The sequence below is a fragment of the Algibacter sp. genome, assembly GCF_029245835.1.
Taxonomy (GTDB): domain Bacteria; phylum Bacteroidota; class Bacteroidia; order Flavobacteriales; family Flavobacteriaceae; genus Algibacter_B.
Window position 1 is genome coordinate 1 of sequence record NZ_JAQWOO010000081.1, and the last position, 18,714, is coordinate 18,714.

General features: G+C 32.5%; 15 protein-coding genes. 4 read left to right on the forward strand and 11 right to left on the reverse strand.

What is annotated here, in order from left to right:
- From P8K68_RS13100 to P8K68_RS13110, 3 genes are all read right to left on the reverse strand, one after another.
- Positions 1–296, reverse strand: a 296-nt coding sequence (locus P8K68_RS13100; protein ID WP_300251807.1) for a DUF4837 family protein, incomplete at its 3' end; no start/stop codon positions are given.
- A gap of 23 nt (positions 297–319) precedes the next feature.
- A complete protein-coding gene (locus tag P8K68_RS13105; RefSeq protein ID WP_300251809.1) occupies positions 320–1,906 on the reverse strand; it encodes a LysM peptidoglycan-binding domain-containing protein in 1,587 nt (528 codons plus the stop codon).
- Between the two features lie 74 nt (positions 1,907–1,980).
- Positions 1,981–3,168 carry a phosphoglycerate kinase gene (locus P8K68_RS13110; protein WP_300251811.1) on the reverse strand — a complete coding sequence of 396 codons (1,188 nt, stop codon included), beginning with the start codon at positions 3,166–3,168 and terminating at the stop codon, positions 1,981–1,983.
- A 772-nt stretch (positions 3,169–3,940) separates the two neighbouring features.
- On the opposite strand from P8K68_RS13110, the gene P8K68_RS13115 reads away from it, so the two are divergent.
- Complete coding sequence (locus P8K68_RS13115; protein ID WP_300251813.1) at positions 3,941–5,095, forward strand: DNA polymerase III subunit delta'; 1,155 nt, start codon at positions 3,941–3,943, stop codon at positions 5,093–5,095.
- 70 nt (positions 5,096–5,165) lie between these two features.
- Here P8K68_RS13115 and P8K68_RS13120 read toward each other — a convergent pair whose 3' ends face one another.
- From P8K68_RS13120 to P8K68_RS13140, 5 genes are all read right to left on the reverse strand, one after another.
- Positions 5,166–5,690, reverse strand: coding sequence for an OmpH family outer membrane protein (locus P8K68_RS13120; protein WP_300251816.1), 525 nt, complete (start codon positions 5,688–5,690; stop codon positions 5,166–5,168).
- A gap of 247 nt (positions 5,691–5,937) precedes the next feature.
- Positions 5,938–6,798 carry a class I SAM-dependent methyltransferase gene (locus tag P8K68_RS13125; RefSeq protein ID WP_300251820.1) on the reverse strand — a complete coding sequence of 287 codons (861 nt, stop codon included), beginning with the start codon at positions 6,796–6,798 and terminating at the stop codon, positions 5,938–5,940.
- Between the two features lie 326 nt (positions 6,799–7,124).
- Positions 7,125–8,996 carry a tRNA uridine-5-carboxymethylaminomethyl(34) synthesis enzyme MnmG gene (mnmG, locus tag P8K68_RS13130; RefSeq protein ID WP_300251884.1) on the reverse strand — a complete coding sequence of 624 codons (1,872 nt, stop codon included), beginning with the start codon at positions 8,994–8,996 and terminating at the stop codon, positions 7,125–7,127.
- Positions 8,997–9,127: 131 nt separating this feature from the next.
- Positions 9,128–9,544 (reverse strand): rRNA maturation RNase YbeY, encoded by a 417-nt coding sequence (gene ybeY / locus P8K68_RS13135; protein ID WP_300251823.1) that lies wholly within the window; start codon positions 9,542–9,544, stop codon positions 9,128–9,130.
- On the reverse strand, positions 9,537–12,971 hold the full coding sequence (locus tag P8K68_RS13140) for a DUF4175 family protein (RefSeq protein WP_300251825.1): 3,435 nt from the start codon (positions 12,969–12,971) through the stop codon (positions 9,537–9,539). Before P8K68_RS13140 ends, ybeY begins: the two co-directional genes overlap by 8 nt.
- Positions 12,972–13,086: 115 nt before the next feature.
- Between P8K68_RS13140 and gltX the strand changes: the two genes are divergently transcribed.
- Both gltX and P8K68_RS13150 read left to right on the forward strand, forming a co-directional pair.
- On the forward strand, positions 13,087–14,598 hold the full coding sequence (gene gltX, locus P8K68_RS13145) for a glutamate--tRNA ligase (protein ID WP_300251827.1): 1,512 nt from the start codon (positions 13,087–13,089) through the stop codon (positions 14,596–14,598).
- A 72-nt stretch (positions 14,599–14,670) separates the two neighbouring features.
- Entirely contained in the window at positions 14,671–15,204 is a 534-nt protein-coding gene (locus tag P8K68_RS13150) for a hypothetical protein (RefSeq protein ID WP_300251829.1), read from the forward strand.
- 55 nt (positions 15,205–15,259) lie between these two features.
- Here P8K68_RS13150 and P8K68_RS13155 read toward each other — a convergent pair whose 3' ends face one another.
- A complete protein-coding gene (locus tag P8K68_RS13155) occupies positions 15,260–15,943 on the reverse strand; it encodes a hypothetical protein (RefSeq protein ID WP_300251831.1) in 684 nt (227 codons plus the stop codon).
- 76 nt (positions 15,944–16,019) lie between these two features.
- Here P8K68_RS13155 and P8K68_RS13160 point away from each other — a divergent pair, with 76 nt between their 5' ends.
- Positions 16,020–16,940 (forward strand): SPFH domain-containing protein, encoded by a 921-nt coding sequence (locus tag P8K68_RS13160; protein ID WP_300251833.1) that lies wholly within the window; start codon positions 16,020–16,022, stop codon positions 16,938–16,940.
- Positions 16,941–16,995: 55 nt separating this feature from the next.
- On the opposite strand, the gene P8K68_RS13165 is transcribed toward P8K68_RS13160, so the two are convergent.
- Positions 16,996–18,153, reverse strand: coding sequence for a GNAT family N-acetyltransferase (locus P8K68_RS13165; RefSeq protein WP_300251834.1), 1,158 nt, complete (start codon positions 18,151–18,153; stop codon positions 16,996–16,998).
- 68 nt (positions 18,154–18,221) lie between these two features.
- Complete coding sequence (locus P8K68_RS13170) at positions 18,222–18,707, reverse strand: DUF1761 domain-containing protein (RefSeq protein WP_300251836.1); 486 nt, start codon at positions 18,705–18,707, stop codon at positions 18,222–18,224.
- Positions 18,708–18,714 lie beyond the last annotated feature (7 nt).

An 18,714-nucleotide genomic window follows, 5' to 3' on the forward strand; every position in this document is an offset into this window, starting at 1 on the left:
GTTTCAATTTTTAAAACCGTTCTGTTTTTAGTAACAAAACCAGAAAAAACTGCTGGTGGAATTTGACTAACGGTAAACGTTGGCTCGTCTTGTGGTAAGCCGTAAATGGGTGTTCCAAGCACTTGTCTTATAGCTTCACCAACACGACCATCCCATAAATCATTTTCTGCAACAACAGATACGTTGTTTATTGCTCCAGAGGCATCAGGAAGAAATTTTTTATTAGATTTTTTATCTACACAAGACATTAAGAATATTAAAGCTAATAGCGAAAAAAGAAGCTGTTTCTGTTTCATAATCTGTTTTAAATTTAATGTATTTAACCTTTAGCTATTTTTAGTGTTGTTCCAGGTTTTAAATGACTACCACTAATACCGTTCCAATCTTTAATATTTTGAACAGAAACTCCAGGAAATTTTTGAGAAATGCTCCATAAGGAGTCTCCACTTTTAACTTTATAGTTAATAACTTCTCCCGTAATAGGTTTTGGTTGTGTTGTCGCTTTCGCGGAAGAAATAGCGTTTACATTAGGGGTTCTTGGATAAATCGTTAATCGTTGCCCAATTTTTAAGTTGTTACTTCTTAAGCCATTCCATTTTTTTATATTACTAACTCTAACACCATACAGTCTAGAAATTTCACCTAAATAATCTCCAGATTTTACTCGGTATATTGTTTTAGAATCAGCATTTGTAAACTGGGGCATTGGTTTTTCGCGTTTATCAAATTCTGCTTTGGCAAATGCATAAATTTTAGCTTCGTTATTTACAAATTTACCAACCACATCCAAAGGCAGTCTTAACACATAGTTTTCACCTTTAACATAAGGAATAATATCGAGTTTGTATGACGGGTTTAAGAACTGAAGTTGCTCGATTGGTGTACCTGTTGCTTCTGAAACTTGATCGAGAGTTATCATTTGTTTTACTCTAATCGTATCGGTTTCAAAATACGCCAATTCTGGTTTGTATTTTTTAAAACCGTGTGCTTCAGCGTACTCAAAAATATACATATTGGCTAAAAATGCGGGTAAATAGCCTGCGGTTTCACGTGGTAAGTTATGCCGGATATTCCAGTAATTTCTGTAACCTCCAGAACGCCGAATAGCTTTACCAACATTACCAGGACCAGAATTATAAGCCGCTAGAGCCAAATCCCAATCGCCAAAAATTTTATATAAGCGTGCTAAATATTTGGCTGCTGCTTCGGTAGATTTTATGGGGTCGCTACGTTCATCAACATAACTGCTAACATCTAGTCCATATTCTTTACCAGTGCCAAACATAAATTGCCATAAACCTGTAGCACCAACTCTAGAGCGCGCTCTTGGTTTTAATGCCGACTCTACAATTGCCAAATACTTTACTTCTAATGGAATATCATGTTTATCTAACTCGCCCTCAAACATTGGGAAGTAAAACGCACTTAAGGTTAATAGATTTTGTATTGATTTCCGCCTGTGCTTTAAATAGGATTTTATAACACTTTCCAAAGACGGATTATAGGCTACATTAAAAGGTGTTCTAGCGTCTAACGCCTTTAGTCGCGCTTTAAGTGTATCTGTAGCTAATTCTGGATAATCAACAGGTTGGTAATCTAGCTCTGTAACGGATTTGTAAATCGTATCAAATAAACGGTTACTATACAACTCTTCAAACCAAGCTTCATCAAGTTTTAAAGCAAATTCAAGGTCTTTTAAATTGGAGATTGACGTACTATCTGTTTCAGCTTCAATAACCTTAACAGTACGGGTGTTATCTTCAACTGAAGCATCTCTATTAATTGTTTTTTGGACAGATATAGTGTCTTTAATTTTATTATTTTGAATAGGAATAGTGTCTTGTAGTTGAGAAAAACAAGTACTTATCTTAAAAAGATATACTATTATAAAAAAACGAAAAGCCATAAAATCTATTCATTAATGAACGCTCTTATGGCTAAAATCGTATTTTTTAGGGGAATTTGAAAACTTATTTTGAGTTATTCTAAAATAGCAGCAATTCCAGGCAATGTTTTCCCTTCTAAGCTTTCAAGCATAGCACCACCGCCAGTACTTACATAACTTACTTTATTTTCAAAACCAAATTGTTTTACTGCAGCAACAGAATCGCCACCACCAACTAAAGAAAAGGCTCCGTTTTTAGTAGCTTCAGCAATAGCGTTTCCTAATTCTATTGTGCCGTTAGCAAAACTTTCCATTTCAAAAACACCTAGTGGTCCGTTCCATAAAATGGTTTTGCTTTGCATAACTACATCATGAAATAATTTAATAGATTTTGGTCCAGCGTCAACACCTTCCCAACCGTCAGGAATAGCGTTAATATCAACTGTTTGCTTGTTAGCATCATTACTAAAAGCATCAGCAGCTATAGTATCTACAGGAATATGTATTTGTACATTTTTAGCTTTGGCTTGTTTTAAAATATCTAAGGCTAAAGGCATTTTATCATCTTCACAAATGGAATTTCCAATTTTTCCGCCTTGTGCTTTTACAAACGTAAATGCCATACCACCACCAATAATTAAATGATCTACTTTATCCAGTATGTTTTCAATAATGGTGATTTTTGAAGATACTTTAGCACCTCCAAGTATTGCTAAAACAGGCTTTTCTCCTGTTTCCATAACTTTATTGATACTTTCAATTTCTTGAGCTAATAAATTTCCAAAACATTTTTTACCTTCAAAAAACTGTGCTACAATAGTTGTAGATGCGTGCGCTCTGTGAGCTGTTCCAAATGCATCGTTTACGTATATATCGCCTAATTTTGATAATTTTTCTGCAAAGTCTTTGTCTCCAGCAGTTTCTTCTTTATAAAAACGCAAGTTTTCTAATAGTAAGATTTCTCCAGGTTGTAAATTTGCTGCTGCTGCTTCAACATCTGCTCCTATACAATCGCCAACCGTTTTTACTTCAACACCTAAAATATCTTCTACTTTAGAGGCTATATGTTTTAATGAAAATTCATCTTGAAATCCTTTTGGGCGCCCTAAATGCGACATTAAAATACAACTTCCGCCGTCTTCTAAAATTTTGATAATTGTAGGTTTTGCAGATACAATTCTTGTGGCATCAGTCACTTCAAATGTATCATTTAAAGGCACATTAAAATCTACTCTTATTAAAGCTTTTTTATTTTCGAAATTAAAGTCGTTAAGCGTTTTCATGTATATATGTTTTTGTTTTTTAACTATTTGAAACACAAATGTAACTAATTATAAAGCGATAAAAAACGACTTTTTTCACGAAAACGATATAGCTTGAAAAGAAATATTTAATTTTATAATAATACACATCTTGCATACGGGTTTTATATAGTTGATATTATAAATAGATCTATAAAATTATTACTCAAATCCATTGTTTTACTCAGCTAAAAATTTTCAGCTATCTTCGTTTAATGTGGGATATAGAACATTGTGAGGAATTTATGATTTTGAACTTAGCCTACATCTTAAAGACTTAAAAATAAATAAGAAACTACTTATAAAAATGTATAAAATTAATTGCTGTTTTAGTGCTTTAATATATAAGTCGCAGTGCATTTGTAATGGCTAATTTTCTATCGAAAATCTAGCGTGACAAACCACAACTATTCTTATACCAACCGTTAAACGAACCTCTCCCTAAAAATAAAATAACCTTCAATTTAAAAAATCAAGATAGCAAATAACTACGTTAGGCATTGCAGCGGTATCCTTTTTAAAACAAGGAAACTATACCCTTTGGTAAATACTAGGATTTAACAGATTGCCACGTCGCTAACTCCTCGCAATGACGTTTAAAAAAAAGAACTGCCGGCGGGCAGACGCCCAAATAATCTTAAGAGTTAAATTCCAAATAAAGAAAAACACGATACGTGTTGGGTTGTAAATGTTTTAAAATTTTCATTTCGCTTTTTGAATTTCAAAATGAAAAAATTCATTTACTTTTGCTTTTATGCTTTTTGAAGATATTTTAGGTCAGAATCACATTAAAAACCACCTCACGCAAAGTGTTGATAATGGCAGAATACCACATGCGCAATTATTTGTTGGGAATGAGGGTTCTGGGACTTTGCCAATGGCTTTAGCTTACGCGCAGTATATTTTATGCTCGAATTCGGGAGGTGAAAATAATACTGGAAATGAAGCTTGTAACCTAAAATTTAAAAACTTTTCGCATCCAGATTTACATTTTGCTTTTCCTGTTACGACTAGCGATAAGGTGAAAAGTAAACCCGTATCTAGTTTTTATCTTGAAGAGTGGCGCCAACTTTTAAACGAGCAACCTTACGGCAATTTGTTTGATTGGTATAAACTCCTTGGTGTTGATAATAAACAAGGGCAAATTGGTGTTGAGGAAGCATTAAACATTGTGAAATCGCTTACTTTAAAATCTTATGAAGGGGGTTATAAAGTCATGCTCATTTGGATGGCTGAAAAAATGAATACCGCCTGTGCCAACAAGCTTTTAAAACTCATTGAAGAACCGCCAAATAAAACTATTTTTTTGTTGATTGCTGAGGATGAGGAACAAATTATAAACACCATAAGATCGCGTTGCCAAATTTTACATTTTCCACCTTTAGCTGAAGATGTTATTAAAGCGGCATTAATAAAACAGTATAATATTGATATTGGTGTCGCTACGAAAATTGCACATCAATCCAACGGGAATTATAATAAAGCTTGTGATTTGGTGTATCAGGATTCTGAAGATATTCAGTTTGAAACTTGGTTTGTTTTCTGGATTCGGAGTGCTTTTAAAGCAAAAGGTAATAAAGCGGCTATTCACGATTTAATTTCATGGAGCGAAGATATTGCTAAGACTGGCCGTGAAACGCAAAAACAATTTCTTAATTTTTGTTTGGATTTTTTCCGTCAGGCTTTACTATTAAATTACAATGCTACAGATTTGGTGTATTTAGAACCTAAAACAGAAACATTTAAAATTGAAAATTTTGCGCCTTTTGTCCACGGAAATAATATTATGGATATTAGCAACGAACTACAAGATGCTATTTACCATATTGAGCGTAATGGAAATTCAAAAATTATTTTGACAGATTTATCCATTAAATTGACACGATTATTACACAAAAAGGCTGATTAAAATAAAAAAAGCCATGTCAAAGCAAACTTCAACACAGCTTAATATTTTGATTTACAGTTTGTTAAACTTATTATTTTTTATAATCTGCATTCAACGCTTCTAAAACAATTTGTGTTAAATCGCTTTGCTCCTCACCATACATAACGGTTGCAGCGGCGTCACTTGTTCCTAATATATAGTTATAGCCGTTTGTTTTTCCGTAGTCTTTTACAAAATCTTTTACGTTAACAATAACAGAATCTATTTCTACTTGAAACGCTTGAGTTAGTTGTTGTTGCTCAACTTGCATTTGTTGTTGTAATTGTTGTTGTTTTTGCTGTAAACCTCCCATTAACGCTTCAGCCTTCTTCATATTACTTCGGGCAATTCTTTGAGCCTCGGCTTGCCCTTTTTGAGCTTCAGCCTGAAACGCTTGACTAATACTGTCTGCTCGTTTTCTAAAAGCCTCTTCTTTTACTTGAAATGCTGCTTCAACATCTTTCTTTTTTTGATAATCGTTAATTAAAGTGCCATTATCAACAAAACCAATTTTATTTGGTTTTTCACAAGAAGCGAAAATTAATAACGCTAGTACTACATAAATAATATTTTTCATTTGTTTAATTTTTTTGGTTTGATGCTATTTTTTAAATCCGAACAAAAGTAATAAAGTATGTTTTAAAATGAAGTAGAATTACTCTGATTTTAACACATAATGAAACCTTATTAAAAAACCAATTAACAATAGTTAATTTCTATCAAAAATAAATGTATTTAAAGCGATTTAAGACACTTTTAAAAAAACAACTAGTGTTTGGGCGTTTAGTTGAATAAAGAAAGAATGAGCTTGCCGAGAATTAATTTTAGCTGTTTTTAATGATATAAATTAAAGAAGAGGCTTCTTTAGAACTCAGCGCTTTTAAATTTGAAAGCAATCCCATCCAAATGCCTTTTATCGGATTCATTTTTCCGGATTTATATTTTTCTGATAGCATGCTCACATAAAATGAATCAAACCACATGGGTTTTACTTTTTGAACCCGAAAAGATTGTTTTGAAACTAATTTCGAAATGGAATCTTGATTAAAATGCCAAAGATGTCTTGGCACGTCATAAGCAGCCCAATACTCTTTATAATGTTTTGCATCATAACTTTGATAATTTGGTACTGCAATGATTAAAGTGCCTTTTGGTTTTAATAGTTTTTTAAAGATTGTAATATGGTGTTCCAAATTAGGCACATGTTCCAACACATGCCATAGCGTAATCACATCAAAGCTATTAGATTCAAAATTTAAAAGATGTTCGGTTTCAAAAACCGAATGGTTTGTTTTTTTATTAGCAATAGCTCTTGCTTTTTCATTAGGTTCAATACCAGAAACTACCCATTTATTTTGTTGTGCTGTTTCCAAAAAATCGCCTGTTCCGCATCCTACATCTAACAGATTTTTTTCTTCCGAAGTAAAAGAATTAATTAAATTTAGTTTCTTTTTTAAAGACATACTTCTAACTATATGATATACTTTTTCGAACAGGTTTCTTTTGGAATCTGTATGGGAAATATAATCTTCGCTTTGGTAATATTCTGGCAATTTATCTGAAGAGGGTTGGGGGATTGTTTCTAAAAAACCGTATTCTAAATTTTCAATGAGTTCGAATTCCTCTCCTGAAATAGAGTGGTCTTTTACTTTTAAATGAATATGATTTGGATTTTTTTTTGCCACGAATTCACTGATTTTTTTTTTAAAAGGATACAAATTTACACTTTAAACAATTGAAATTCTACTTTGTCTGTCAGAGCTTGTCGAAGACATATTCAAGGTAGCTTTAGTGTTTTTTATGATACGCTTCGACAAGCTCAGCATGACATTATATTATGCAATTGATACCATAAAACGCTTTCATCCCTAGTTCATCAATATATTCCTGATCAAGTTCACAATGAGAAAACGAGAAAAATTAAGTTAGATGTTCCACGTGGAACGTTTTGCTAATCCAATATTAATTAAACTATATTTTAACTCTATCAGATTCCAGTTTCCACAGGAATTTAACGCCCCATATAAACCAACAAAACAGAAATATCGTTAGGGGACACCCCGCTAATTCTTGATGCTTGAGAAACGGATGTAGGTTGAATTTTTTTCAGCTTTTCTCTTGCTTCAAAACTCATAGACTTAATTTGCGAATAATCAAAATTTGCCGGGATTTTCACGTATTCTAATCGCGTTAATTTATCTGCATTATTTTTTTCCTTGGCTATATACCCAGCATATTTTACTTGAATTTCTGTTTGTTCAATAACTTCTCTATCTAGATTATGTGCTTGAATATACGACTCGACACTTTCCACCTTTCTTACATCATCCATCTCAATATTAGGTCTTGCAAATACTTTAAAGAGCTTTCCGGATTGTTTTACAGCTGCTGATTTTTTAGACTCTAAAATAGGGTTTATAATTTCTGGTTTTACGCTCTGTGTTTCAAAAAAGGAAACAAATTTCTCAGCGGCTTCATGCTTTTCTTCCATACGTTTTAAACGTTTTTCTGAAGCTAAACCAAGTTCAAATCCTTTTGGTGTTAATCTTTTATCTGCATTATCTTGACGTAACAAGGTTCTATATTCTGCTCTAGATGTAAACATACGATAAGGCTCTTCTGTACCTTTTGTAATCAAATCATCTACTAAAACACCAATATAAGCTTCATCTCTTTTTAAAGTAAAAGCCTCTTTTTCTTGAACTTTTAAAGCCGCATTTATACCAGCCATTAACCCTTGAGAGGCGGCTTCTTCATAACCTGTTGTTCCATTAATCTGACCTGCGAAATATAAGCCATCTACTAACTTGGTTTCTAAAGTATGTTTCAATTGTGTTGGTGGAAAATAATCGTATTCTATAGCATAACCTGGTCTAAAGAATTTCACATGTTCAAAACCAACCACAGAACGCAATGCTTTAAACTGCACATCTTCTGGTAATGATGTAGAAAAACCATTCACATAAACCTCACAAGTATTCCACCCTTCTGGTTCAATAAACAATTGGTGCTTATCTTTATCTGCGAAGCGATTAATTTTATCCTCTATAGAAGGACAATACCGAGGGCCTAAACTTTTAATTCTACCATTAAACATAGGCGACCTATCAAACCCTTCGCGAAGTAAATCATGTACTTCAAGACTTGTATATGTCATGTGACATGAGCGTTGGTTCTCTAATGGCTTTGTGCTATCTAAATATGAAAATTTTTCAGGGTTTAAATCTCCTGGCTGTTCTACCATTTTAGAATAATCTAAAGATCTTCCATCTACTCTTGGCGGTGTTCCCGTTTTCATTCTACCAGATTCAAAACCTAAATGAACCAGTTGTTCTGTAATTCCAGTTGCCGCTCTTTCACCTGCTCTTCCCCCTCCAAAATTTTTATCGCCAATATGGATTAAACCGTTTAAAAAAGTACCGTTTGTTAAGACAACAGACTTTGCTTTTATTTCAATTCCTAAAGATGTTTTTACGCCTACTACTTTGTGGTTTTCAACTATTAATCCAGAAACCATGTCTTGATAGAAATCAAGATTAGGTGTGCCTTCTAAAAGTAATCGCCAGTCTTCTGCAAAACGCATTCTATCACTCTGCACTCTAGGACTCCACATAGCTGGTCCTTTAGATTTATTCAACATTTTAAATTGAATAGCAGACGTATCAGAAACAATGCCACTATATCCACCTAATGCATCAATCTCACGAACAATTTGTCCTTTTGCAATACCGCCCATAGCAGGATTACAAGACATTTGTGCAATATTCTGTAAGTTCATAGTAACAAGTAATGTTTTGCTACCCATATTCGCGGCAGCGGCAGCAGCTTCACTTCCTGCGTGACCTGCTCCAACAACTATAACATCATAAACCTCGTTAAACATAATTACTATTTCTATTAACATCAAAAAGTTTCGACTGGGCGCAACCTGACAGTATTTATAATTTCATTTTCAAAACATGTTCCACGTGGAACATATGGCAATTTTGAGATTGCAAATATACGGTGAAATCTTTAATTCTGAATTAGGGCTTTTAAGTAGAAGTTTTCCTTGTCTCGCATAAGTTTAGCATCAGCCTCACTTTTATCTTTATAACCACAATAATGTAAAATACCATGAATGATTACGCGATGTAATTCATCTTCAAAGGAAACATTAAAATCTTTAGCATTATCAGCCACCCTTTCAATAGAAATAAAAATATCGCCTTGTAATATTTTTCCCACCGAATAATCAAAGCTAATGATGTCGGTAAGTGTATCATGATTCAAAAATTCCACATTCAATTTATGAAGATATTCATCATCACAAAACACATAATTAATGGCCTCTAATTTGAATCCTTCTGAAAAAATCGCATTAACAATCCATTTTGAAATGTGTTCTTCTGAATCTAATTTAAAATCTGTTTCGTAATTGAAATTAATCATTAGCATTTTTGAAATAGTCCTGCACCTTTTTTTTGTAAACTTGCTGCAAAGGTAAAGCTTGTCTGTTTAATATTTCTGTAGTTTGAAAATATTGTTTTGCAGTAGGTATTTGATTGTTGGAGTTATTATCAAATCTATTTTTGTTGGTTTCAGATTCGCGTTTATTATCCTCCCCCTGTTCGAAGGTAGCATTCTCTAATTTCATTAATTGATGCTTTAATTCCATCATTTTTTGCAGTGTTTGTTGTGCAAACCCTTTATTTAATAAATCCAGTTCAATGTCTTCCATTTTCCTAACCAAAGCATCTCCATTGCCTCCTAGACCTTCTTTAGCTAGCTTATCTTGAAGCGCTTGTCTTAATTGTTGCTGTTTTTGGTAAATTGTATAAAGCAATCCGTTTTGATCTTCATTTGTTCCTTCACCTTCACCCTCAGTTTGCTGACCGTCTTTACCTTTTTGGTCGCCTTTACCATTACCATCTTTACCTGACTTACCATCTTTACCTTTTTTGCTTTCTTTTTTACCTTCACCTGGTTTTTTGCCTTCGCCTTCTTTAGGATTTCCTTGTTCCCCCTTTTTCATGCCCGCTTCCATCATCTTATTGAGTTCTTCTTGACTCATAATCATATCTGGTAATTGCATGTCGCCTTCTCCTCCTTTACCTGCAGACATACTCATGCTTTCCTGCATATTATCTAGCATATTGCTTAAAAAATCAGCAAGATTATTAGCTGCTGTAACCGTAAATTGTTGGTTGGAAACCCCTTGGTATAATTGATTTTCTGCAAGTAAATCTAATGCTTTATCAATATTATAATATACCTCTGTAATTTCCTTATTAACTTGTTCTGAAAGTTTAGGCTGACGAAGCGATAGCGAAAATAAACTATCATCAATATGCTCAAAATGCTCTCGTAAATTATTTTGTTTTTTTAGATATGTAGCAAACTTATTATTGTTTATTTCAATAGACTTAAATTGATTCATGAGCGCTTCTTGATCAAAAGAAAACAATACGAGGTTATCTAAAATTTGACGTAGTATATCCATGTCTTCTTGCATTTGCTCACCACCACCAGATTGCATAGCACTTTGCATTTGCTGACTCATTTCCATCATTTTCTTCGCCGCTTTCTTTTGACTTTGCTTTGCGTTTTCTTGGTTTTGCTTTTTTCGTTCTCCTGATTCTTGTTGCTCTTGTTCAGCACCTTGTTCTTGCTCTTTTTTTTCTAATTCCTCGGATGCCTTTTGTTGTTCTTTTTGAACTTCTTGTTCATCTAATTTATCTCTAGGAATATCAATTGGTTTTTTCAAATTTTTACTTTCCTTTTCTAAAGCGTCAATTTGTTTTTTGAAGGCATCAAAGGCTTTATTTAAATCGTCCTGCTTTTCTTTAGTGTTTTCTTTGTCTGGTTTATTTGAAAGCTTCTCTTGATCAATAGCCAATTTCATTAAATCTTCCTTAAGCTTTTCTAACTTCTTTTCAATATAAAAGCGCTTAGTTAATTCTAACAATTGCTCTAAACTGCGTTTTTTATTCTTATTCTGCTTAGCAAGCTCATCAAGCTTTTCAATTAAATCGTCTTGGTTAATTTTCTCTTGAAGCTTTTCTATTTCCTTTAGTAGTTTTTCATCTTTTTTAAGCTTCTCCTCATTGTCTTTTAACCGTTCTTTTAATTCTTCTTTAAATTGATCTTCTTTTGGATTTTCCTTTTGAAATTCTTCTAAATTATCTTTTAATTTTTTGTTGAAATTTTTCATCATTTCATCTTGCTGTTTCTGGCGCTTAAAAAATGATTCTAATTTCTTCTTATCGTTAAAATTTAAACTCGATTTCTCTTTTTGAATTTTGGTTAACTCTTCAAGTTTCTTCTCTTGCTCATCAAATTTTTCTAAAGACTTATTTAAGTCTTTTATAGTTTCATTTTGTTCTTCTAGCTTCTTTTGTGTTTCTTCATCCTTAGTGCGTTTTCTATAAGTGAACAAACTACTTTTTGAACTTTTAAAACGATTAACCCTATCATTGTCAGTTACTTGAAAATATAATTCATACGGAACACCTTCTTCAATATTTAAATTATTAGGAAATGCAGTAATAAAATCTGCAATATTCGAATTTGAAATGGGGATTGATTCAAACTGTTTGTTTTTTTCATTTTCAGAAGGATAATACACCAACTGCAGTTTACTAAAACCATAATCGTCGCTAACCTGACCGAAAAAATAAAGGGTTTGTAAGTCCAAACTATCTTTTTCAACTTTGAGATTGATTTCAGGATATTCATCTTTAACAACAGCAATACTAAATGCTAATTTCTCATAGTCTTTTAGGTTTTCATTACTTGTGCTAAGTGTATAGTCATAATTAGAAAAAACCTGCTTAGAAGCTTCAAAAACACCTGCTCTATCTGAGTTAAACCTTAGAGTATCTTTGGCATACAAATTAACGGCATCCGTAGTTTTCGTTTTTATTAGCCATTTAATTTTCGTGCCTTCTGGAACTAAAGCATTTCCAGTACTTTTTAAGGTTTCGTCTCTCTTTTTAGTATAAGTAGGGTAGTCTAAAACCATTTCAAAACTCAATAAAGAAGGGGTTTCCACCACATCAATCGTATATCGCTTTGAGGTTACATCGTTGGCAGACAACTGAAATGATATGTCTTCTTTTGGAAGCGTAAATACATATTCAAATTCGCCAATTGCCTTTTGTTGCAAAAAATAAGTTTCGTTATTATACGTTATTTGAGCACTTTCTGGTGTTACCTCGCCAGCTGTTTTTACAATCAGTTTAAAATCTTTATTTTCAATGGCCTTTAAATGATTATTCACCACAAAAAACTGAAATGGGGCAGGGGGCTCATAAGCCGTTTTATAATGTACAACACGTTTATAGCTGTCGTTAAACCAATCAAAATTTCCTGTAAAAAATGTTAAGAGCAAAATCGCAATAGGGATAGCTGCATACTTTAAATACCCAATATTTTTTTTAAAATTAACCGCTAATTTAAACGGAACGGGTTTTAATTCAAATGATTTCTGCTCAATACTCGCTAGTAACAATTCCGATTTTTTACTATTTTCATTAAGCTGCAAGACATTCAACAATTTATCATTCACTTCAGGGAAATGTTGTCCTATAATTTTTGATGCCGCCTTATAATTTATTCCTTTTTGTAGCTTGAATAACTTTGCTAAAGGGATAAAAATAAATTTAATAAGTAACCCTAATTCAACAGCAATAAATAGCCAAAACAATACCGTTCTTGAGGATGTATTTAACCATAAAAGATGTTCAACAAACAGAGTAAACAAAAAATACAGCAACCCAATAGCAAAAAACAAAATGGCGCCTTTAAGCAGCTCATTAGTGTAGTATCGCCTAATGAATGCTTCTAATTTATTTTGTATGGTTTTAAAGTTGCTCATGAGTTTGGGGGAAACATCTACAATATTAGTGTTTCAACTTACTAAACTACAATTTTATTTTTTACAAGGTTCTTAATTAGCTGTTAATTGTATCTTTGCGACAAATTTACAAAACATGACTAAAAACGTTCGTGTGCGTTTCGCACCTAGTCCAACCGGACCTTTACATATCGGCGGAGTTCGCACTGCATTATTCAATTATTTATTTGCCAAAAAGCATAACGGAACCTTTATTTTAAGAATTGAAGATACCGACCAAAATCGTTATGTTGAAGGCGCAGAACAATACATTGTTGACGCTTTAAACTGGTGCGGAATGCCATTTGATGAAGGGCCAAATAAAAACGAAACATTTGGACCTTACAGACAAAGCGAGCGTAAACATTTATACAAACAATATGCCGATGAATTGATTGCTTCTGGCAACGCGTATTATGCTTTTGATACTGCTGAAACTTTAGATTTTCATAGAAAAGACCACGAAACTAAAGGAAAAACCTTTATTTATAATTGGCATAACCGACTTAAATTAACTAATTCTTTATCGCTTAGCGCGGAAGACGTAAAAGCTAAATTAGATGCTGGTGAAGACTATGTGATTCGATTTAAATCACCACAAGATGAAACCTTACATTTAAACGATATTATTCGTGGCGATATTAAAATCGATACCAATGTTTTAGATGATAAAGTATTGTTTAAAAGTGATGGTATGCCAACCTATCATTTAGCAAATATTGTAGACGACCATTTAATGGAAATCTCGCATGTTATTCGTGGTGAAGAATGGTTGCCATCTTTAGCATTGCACTATCAATTATATAAAGCATTTGGTTGGGAAACACCAGAGTTTGCACATTTACCATTGATTTTAAAACCAACAGGCAAAGGAAAATTAAGTAAACGAGATGGCGATAAATTAGGTTTTCCAGTATTCCCTTTAGAGTGGACAGACCCAAAAACAAATGCTGTTTCTAGAGGTTATAAAGAAGATGGGTATTTCCCAGAAGCCATGGTTAATTTCTTGGCCTTTTTAGGTTGGAACCCAGGAACAGAACAAGAAATTTTTAATCTGGATGAATTGATTAAGGCTTTCGATTTGAATAAAGTTCATAAAGCTGGAGCGCGTTTTGACCCAGATAAAACCAAGTGGTTTAATCATCATTATATGCAAGAGCAAAATGATTATGAATTGGCGGAAGCTTTTAAAAATCATAACTCTGAATTAGCCGAAATAGATATCAACTACATTGAAATGGTAGTTGCTTTAATAAAAGAACGCGCCACATTTGTTTCAGATTTTTGGGAGTTGAGTCATTTCTTCTTTACTGCACCAACATCTTATGATGAAAAAGCATCAAAAAAAGCTTTTAAAGAGGGTACAAAAGCCATTTTATCTGAAGTGATTTTAATAATAAATACTATTGAAGATTTTTCAGTTGAAAACATGCAAACCAATATTAAAGGTTGGATTACAAGCAACGACATTGGTTTTGGAAAAGTTATGATGCCATTGCGTTTAGCGCTTGTTGGTGCTTTACAAGGTCCTGATGTGTTTGATATTATGTTTATGATTGGGAAAGCGGAGACAGTTAAACGGATTGAGAAGGTTATAGAAATCTTTTAAGTTATTGAAAAACAAGTGTTTATGTTGATAATAAATAATAAAAGTTATTGAGTTTTAAAAATATAAGAGATATTGAAAACTTTATTAATTTTCACACTTTTTCTGCCATTTTTCTTTTTTTCACAAGAAAAAGAATATATAGTAACCAACAATAATGATACGATCTATGGTAAAGTTATTAGAAGGACTAATTATCTAAATACTCGCAAAGTCATTTTTAAAATCAAGGATGAAAATGGAAAGAAAACACGAATAGACCCAAGCGAAGTAAAAACTATTAGGTCAATTAAAGGCTTAGATGGAAACTGCTACATTACAACGATTTATGGTAAATGGTTTTTAAAAAAAATTATTGATGGAAGAATAAAGGTATACCAATTGATAGATGGTGTGATTATTTTTGTTTCAAAAGATAATTCTGAAATTGTATCAACAGATGTTGGATGGTTTTTTTCTGGGAAAAAAGCTCACGAACAAATACGACCGTTACTAGAAGATGATGAAGAGGTATTGAAACAATTTGATTCAATCAGTGGAAATTATAAAAATATAATGTCTGTAATAAAAAAATACAACGAAAATAATAGCAAATTACTTAATGATTAATATAAAATCAACTTCAAAATAGTTTAAAATTCTAAACATAAGTATCCAGAATTTTCTAAAACGAAACCATAGCCCCAAATAACAGCATGGACATATTTCCTTTAAAACGAGAATCACCACCAGAAGTATCTATATCTTCACTTTCAAGCTTTTTTAATATATTAGTAGCTCCATAAATATAATGCGCTCTTAGCTTCACAAATTTAAAACCTGCTGTGATACCTACTGCACCGTTTAAATTAAATTGAGAAATATTACTAATATCTGTCGCCAATAAATTATCATAATTATTAATAAAATAATCTTCTTGGGCGTTGTCTTCAAATTCTAATCGGCTATTGTATTGCAACATCGGCCCAACATCCAAAGTAACATAACTCCCAGCAAGTTTTACATGCATCATTAATGCTAGTTGTGCAGCAAAAAGTTTATAGTCTACAAACTCATTAGTAGTGCTAAACTCTGTTGGTCTACCCAAAATACTAACGGTACTTTCAGACAAATGTAATCCGTAGCTCATGTTATACCACCTGAACGGAATATCAACCGTAGCGCTAAATCCACCAATAAAACCATCGCCTTCTGTAGTAACAAAATTATCTGTAATAAGATTCACTTTGGTAATACCTCCAAAAATACCAATACCATTTACAATATCATATTGTCCTTTTTGAGAAAAACTTTTTGTAACAAAACATATTGATAATGCTACTAATAGGTATAGTTGTATTTTTTTCATGCTATTTTAGGGTTAAGTGAACAAATATAACTTAATTTAGTAATTCTTATTTTTTTAACTATTTTAATAAAACATTATGAGCTTCATTTACATCCCGTTTATAGTTCTTGGATTATTTATTTTAATCTCATCTTTCTTCGTTGTTAAACAACAAACTGCCGCCATAATAGAACGTTTTGGGCGTTTTACAAGCATTCGTCAATCTGGTTTACAAATGAAAATTCCCTTAGTAGATCGTGTTGCAGGACGTTTAAGTTTAAAAATTCAACAATTAGATGTTATCATTGAAACCAAAACCTTAGATGATGTATTTGTTCGCTTAAAAGTTTCAGTTCAGTATAAAGTTATAAAAGATAAGGTTTATGATGCCTTTTACAAGTTAGATTATCCGCACGATCAAATTACAAGTTATGTGTTTGATGTGGTACGTGCCGAAGTGCCTAAAATGAAATTAGATGATGTATTCGTTAAAAAAGATGATATCGCACTCGCTGTAAAAGCAGAATTAAATGATGCCATGTCTGATTATGGTTTTGATATTATAAAAACACTTGTTACAGATATTGACCCTGATGCTCAAGTAAAAGAGGCGATGAATAGAATTAATGCTTCTGAGCGTGAAAAAATAGCAGCTCAGTTTGAAGGTGATGCGGCCAGAATTTTAATCGTTGAAAAAGCAAAAGCTGAAGCTGAAAGCAAGCGTTTACAAGGGCAGGGTATTGCAGACCAACGTCGTGAAATTGCTCGTGGTTTAGAAGAGTCTGTAGAGGTTTTAAACCGTGTTGGTATAAATAGTCAAGAAGCATCTGCTTTAATTGTTGTGACGCAGCATTATGACACGTTGCAATCCTTAGGTGAAGAAACAAATAGTAATTTAATTTTATTACCAAATGCGCCGCAAGCAGGAAGTAATATGCTAAACGATATGGTAGCTAGTTTTGCAGCAAGTAACCAAATTGGTGAGGCTATGAAAAATGCTAAAAAGAAGGGTGAATAAAAAATAATATGTAAAATAAGACCTGCTTAGACTTTGAAACCTAACAGGTCTTTTTTTATTTAAAAGGATGCCGTTCCTCCCATTTTCGCATAGGATTCATATACTTAACAATCCATTTTAAAACTGTATTTGCAATAAAATTATTAGTATGATTTAAGTAGATATGCATGGTCTGTGGCTTTGCGCCAATAGAGCTTTTAATCTCCATAGCAGTTCTCGCATAAACAATGCTTTTAAAGCCATTTTCAATACCAAAAGAAGCCATATTAAAAAGCATATTTAAATACATTTGGTATTCATGTTGTAAAGCTTTGTTGTATCCTAAAAAATAAGTTTCCAAGGTTTTATCATTTAGAATAAGCGTATAAAAACCAACTAACTCTTCCTTTAAAAACACACCAATAACTTTAAAATTATCTTTTAAGTGAACTTTTAATTGGTAAAAATGGTTCTCTTCAAGTTTAAACGAATTCACACGAGCATTATCTGAAACGGTTTCATATAAACTAAATATGGTTTTGGAGTTGTTTTTTATGTACTCCGTATTTAATTCCTTATAATTAAGATGAGTTGATTTTTTTCTAGCTGTTTTATAACGTCTCCGATACTTTTTATTGAAGGCTGAAATATAATCTTCGGTCTTTTTCCAAGTTTCAGGAATAGAAAAAATCATATTAGGCTGTACTTGAACTTTATACAGATTATTAGCTTTAAAAAAGGCTTTGCTTTCATGAATATTATCGTCTTCAAAATAATCCTTAAAAACAATTATGCGAACTTTTTTATTGAATTTTGCCTTTATTTCTGATATTAAATCATCTAGAACCTTTTCTAATTGATTTAAATAATCATTTTGTGATATGTCGTTTTGGTTAAAATAAATTCCATGCTGTCCGGTATGCATTAAATTCCCAACAACCAATGCGTTTCCTTTTACAATTTTAGAAACTAATTGTTTTCCAAACTGTTTTAGAGTATTGTTGCTGCTTTTTCTAAAAATATCATCAGCATACATTTGAACGCGTTGCACAATAGCAATACCTACAAGTATTTCACTTTTAAAAATGCCAATATAATACCCAGAAATATTAGTTGGTAAAGAATTTTCAAGACCTTCTAAAAAGTCCGATTTTAAAAAAATGTCGTTAACAGGAAGTGCATCCCATGCTTTTGGAAGTTCCCTTGTATTTCTATAAATTTTATAGTGTATCAATATAAAAATGAAAAAGACTGAAAATTACAATTCTCAGTCTTTAAATATGTTAAAACTTTACAAAAAGATTATTTCCATCCGCATACAATAGCACCCATAATACCTAAAGTTACAACCCAGTACCCAGCATTAATGACGATATATTTACCGCTCTTACGTTCAAATAAAGCATTAGTGCCAATAATTGGTAAGGCCACAAAAAAGCCTGCTAATACACCATGAAGTGCGCCATGTTTATACGTTCTAAAAGCGTCACCATAGTCAGCCATAAATGCGGTGTAAGATGGTAGCGCTTTGCTAGCATCGCCTCCTATCAAACTCAAAGCGCCTGTTTGATGGATACTCATCTGCATCATAGTCATAGCTAATAGAACAGCAAAAATGAAAGCAAGAATAAAAATTTTTGACATGTTTCCACCTTTTATAGCTTCATCTGTCATGCCAGCTTCTTTCATCCAAGTATTTCCAAACACTTTCGGATTATACCAAATAAAGCCGACAACTAATGCCGAAACTGCTGCAACAAGAATTGCAGGAAAATTTAAAAAATCCATGTTATTT

Excerpts from the sequence above, each read along its gene's own strand:
- P8K68_RS13105 (WP_300251809.1), bottom strand. The coding sequence starts at position 1,906 with ATGGCTTTTCGTTTTTTTATAATAGTATATCTTTTTAAGATAAGTACT.
- P8K68_RS13110 (WP_300251811.1), bottom strand. The coding sequence starts at position 3,168 with ATGAAAACGCTTAACGACTTTAATTTCGAAAATAAAAAAGCTTTAATA.
- P8K68_RS13115 (WP_300251813.1), top strand. The coding sequence starts at position 3,941 with ATGCTTTTTGAAGATATTTTAGGTCAGAATCACATTAAAAACCACCTC.
- P8K68_RS13120 (WP_300251816.1), bottom strand. The coding sequence starts at position 5,690 with ATGAAAAATATTATTTATGTAGTACTAGCGTTATTAATTTTCGCTTCT.
- mnmG (WP_300251884.1), bottom strand. The coding sequence starts at position 8,996 with ATGTTTAACGAGGTTTATGATGTTATAGTTGTTGGAGCAGGTCACGCA.
- ybeY (WP_300251823.1), bottom strand. The coding sequence starts at position 9,544 with ATGATTAATTTCAATTACGAAACAGATTTTAAATTAGATTCAGAAGAA.
- P8K68_RS13140 (WP_300251825.1), bottom strand. The coding sequence starts at position 12,971 with ATGAGCAACTTTAAAACCATACAAAATAAATTAGAAGCATTCATTAGG.
- gltX (WP_300251827.1), top strand. The coding sequence starts at position 13,087 with ATGACTAAAAACGTTCGTGTGCGTTTCGCACCTAGTCCAACCGGACCT.
- P8K68_RS13155 (WP_300251831.1), bottom strand. The coding sequence starts at position 15,943 with ATGAAAAAAATACAACTATACCTATTAGTAGCATTATCAATATGTTTT.
- P8K68_RS13160 (WP_300251833.1), top strand. The coding sequence starts at position 16,020 with ATGAGCTTCATTTACATCCCGTTTATAGTTCTTGGATTATTTATTTTA.
- P8K68_RS13170 (WP_300251836.1), bottom strand. The coding sequence starts at position 18,707 with ATGGATTTTTTAAATTTTCCTGCAATTCTTGTTGCAGCAGTTTCGGCA.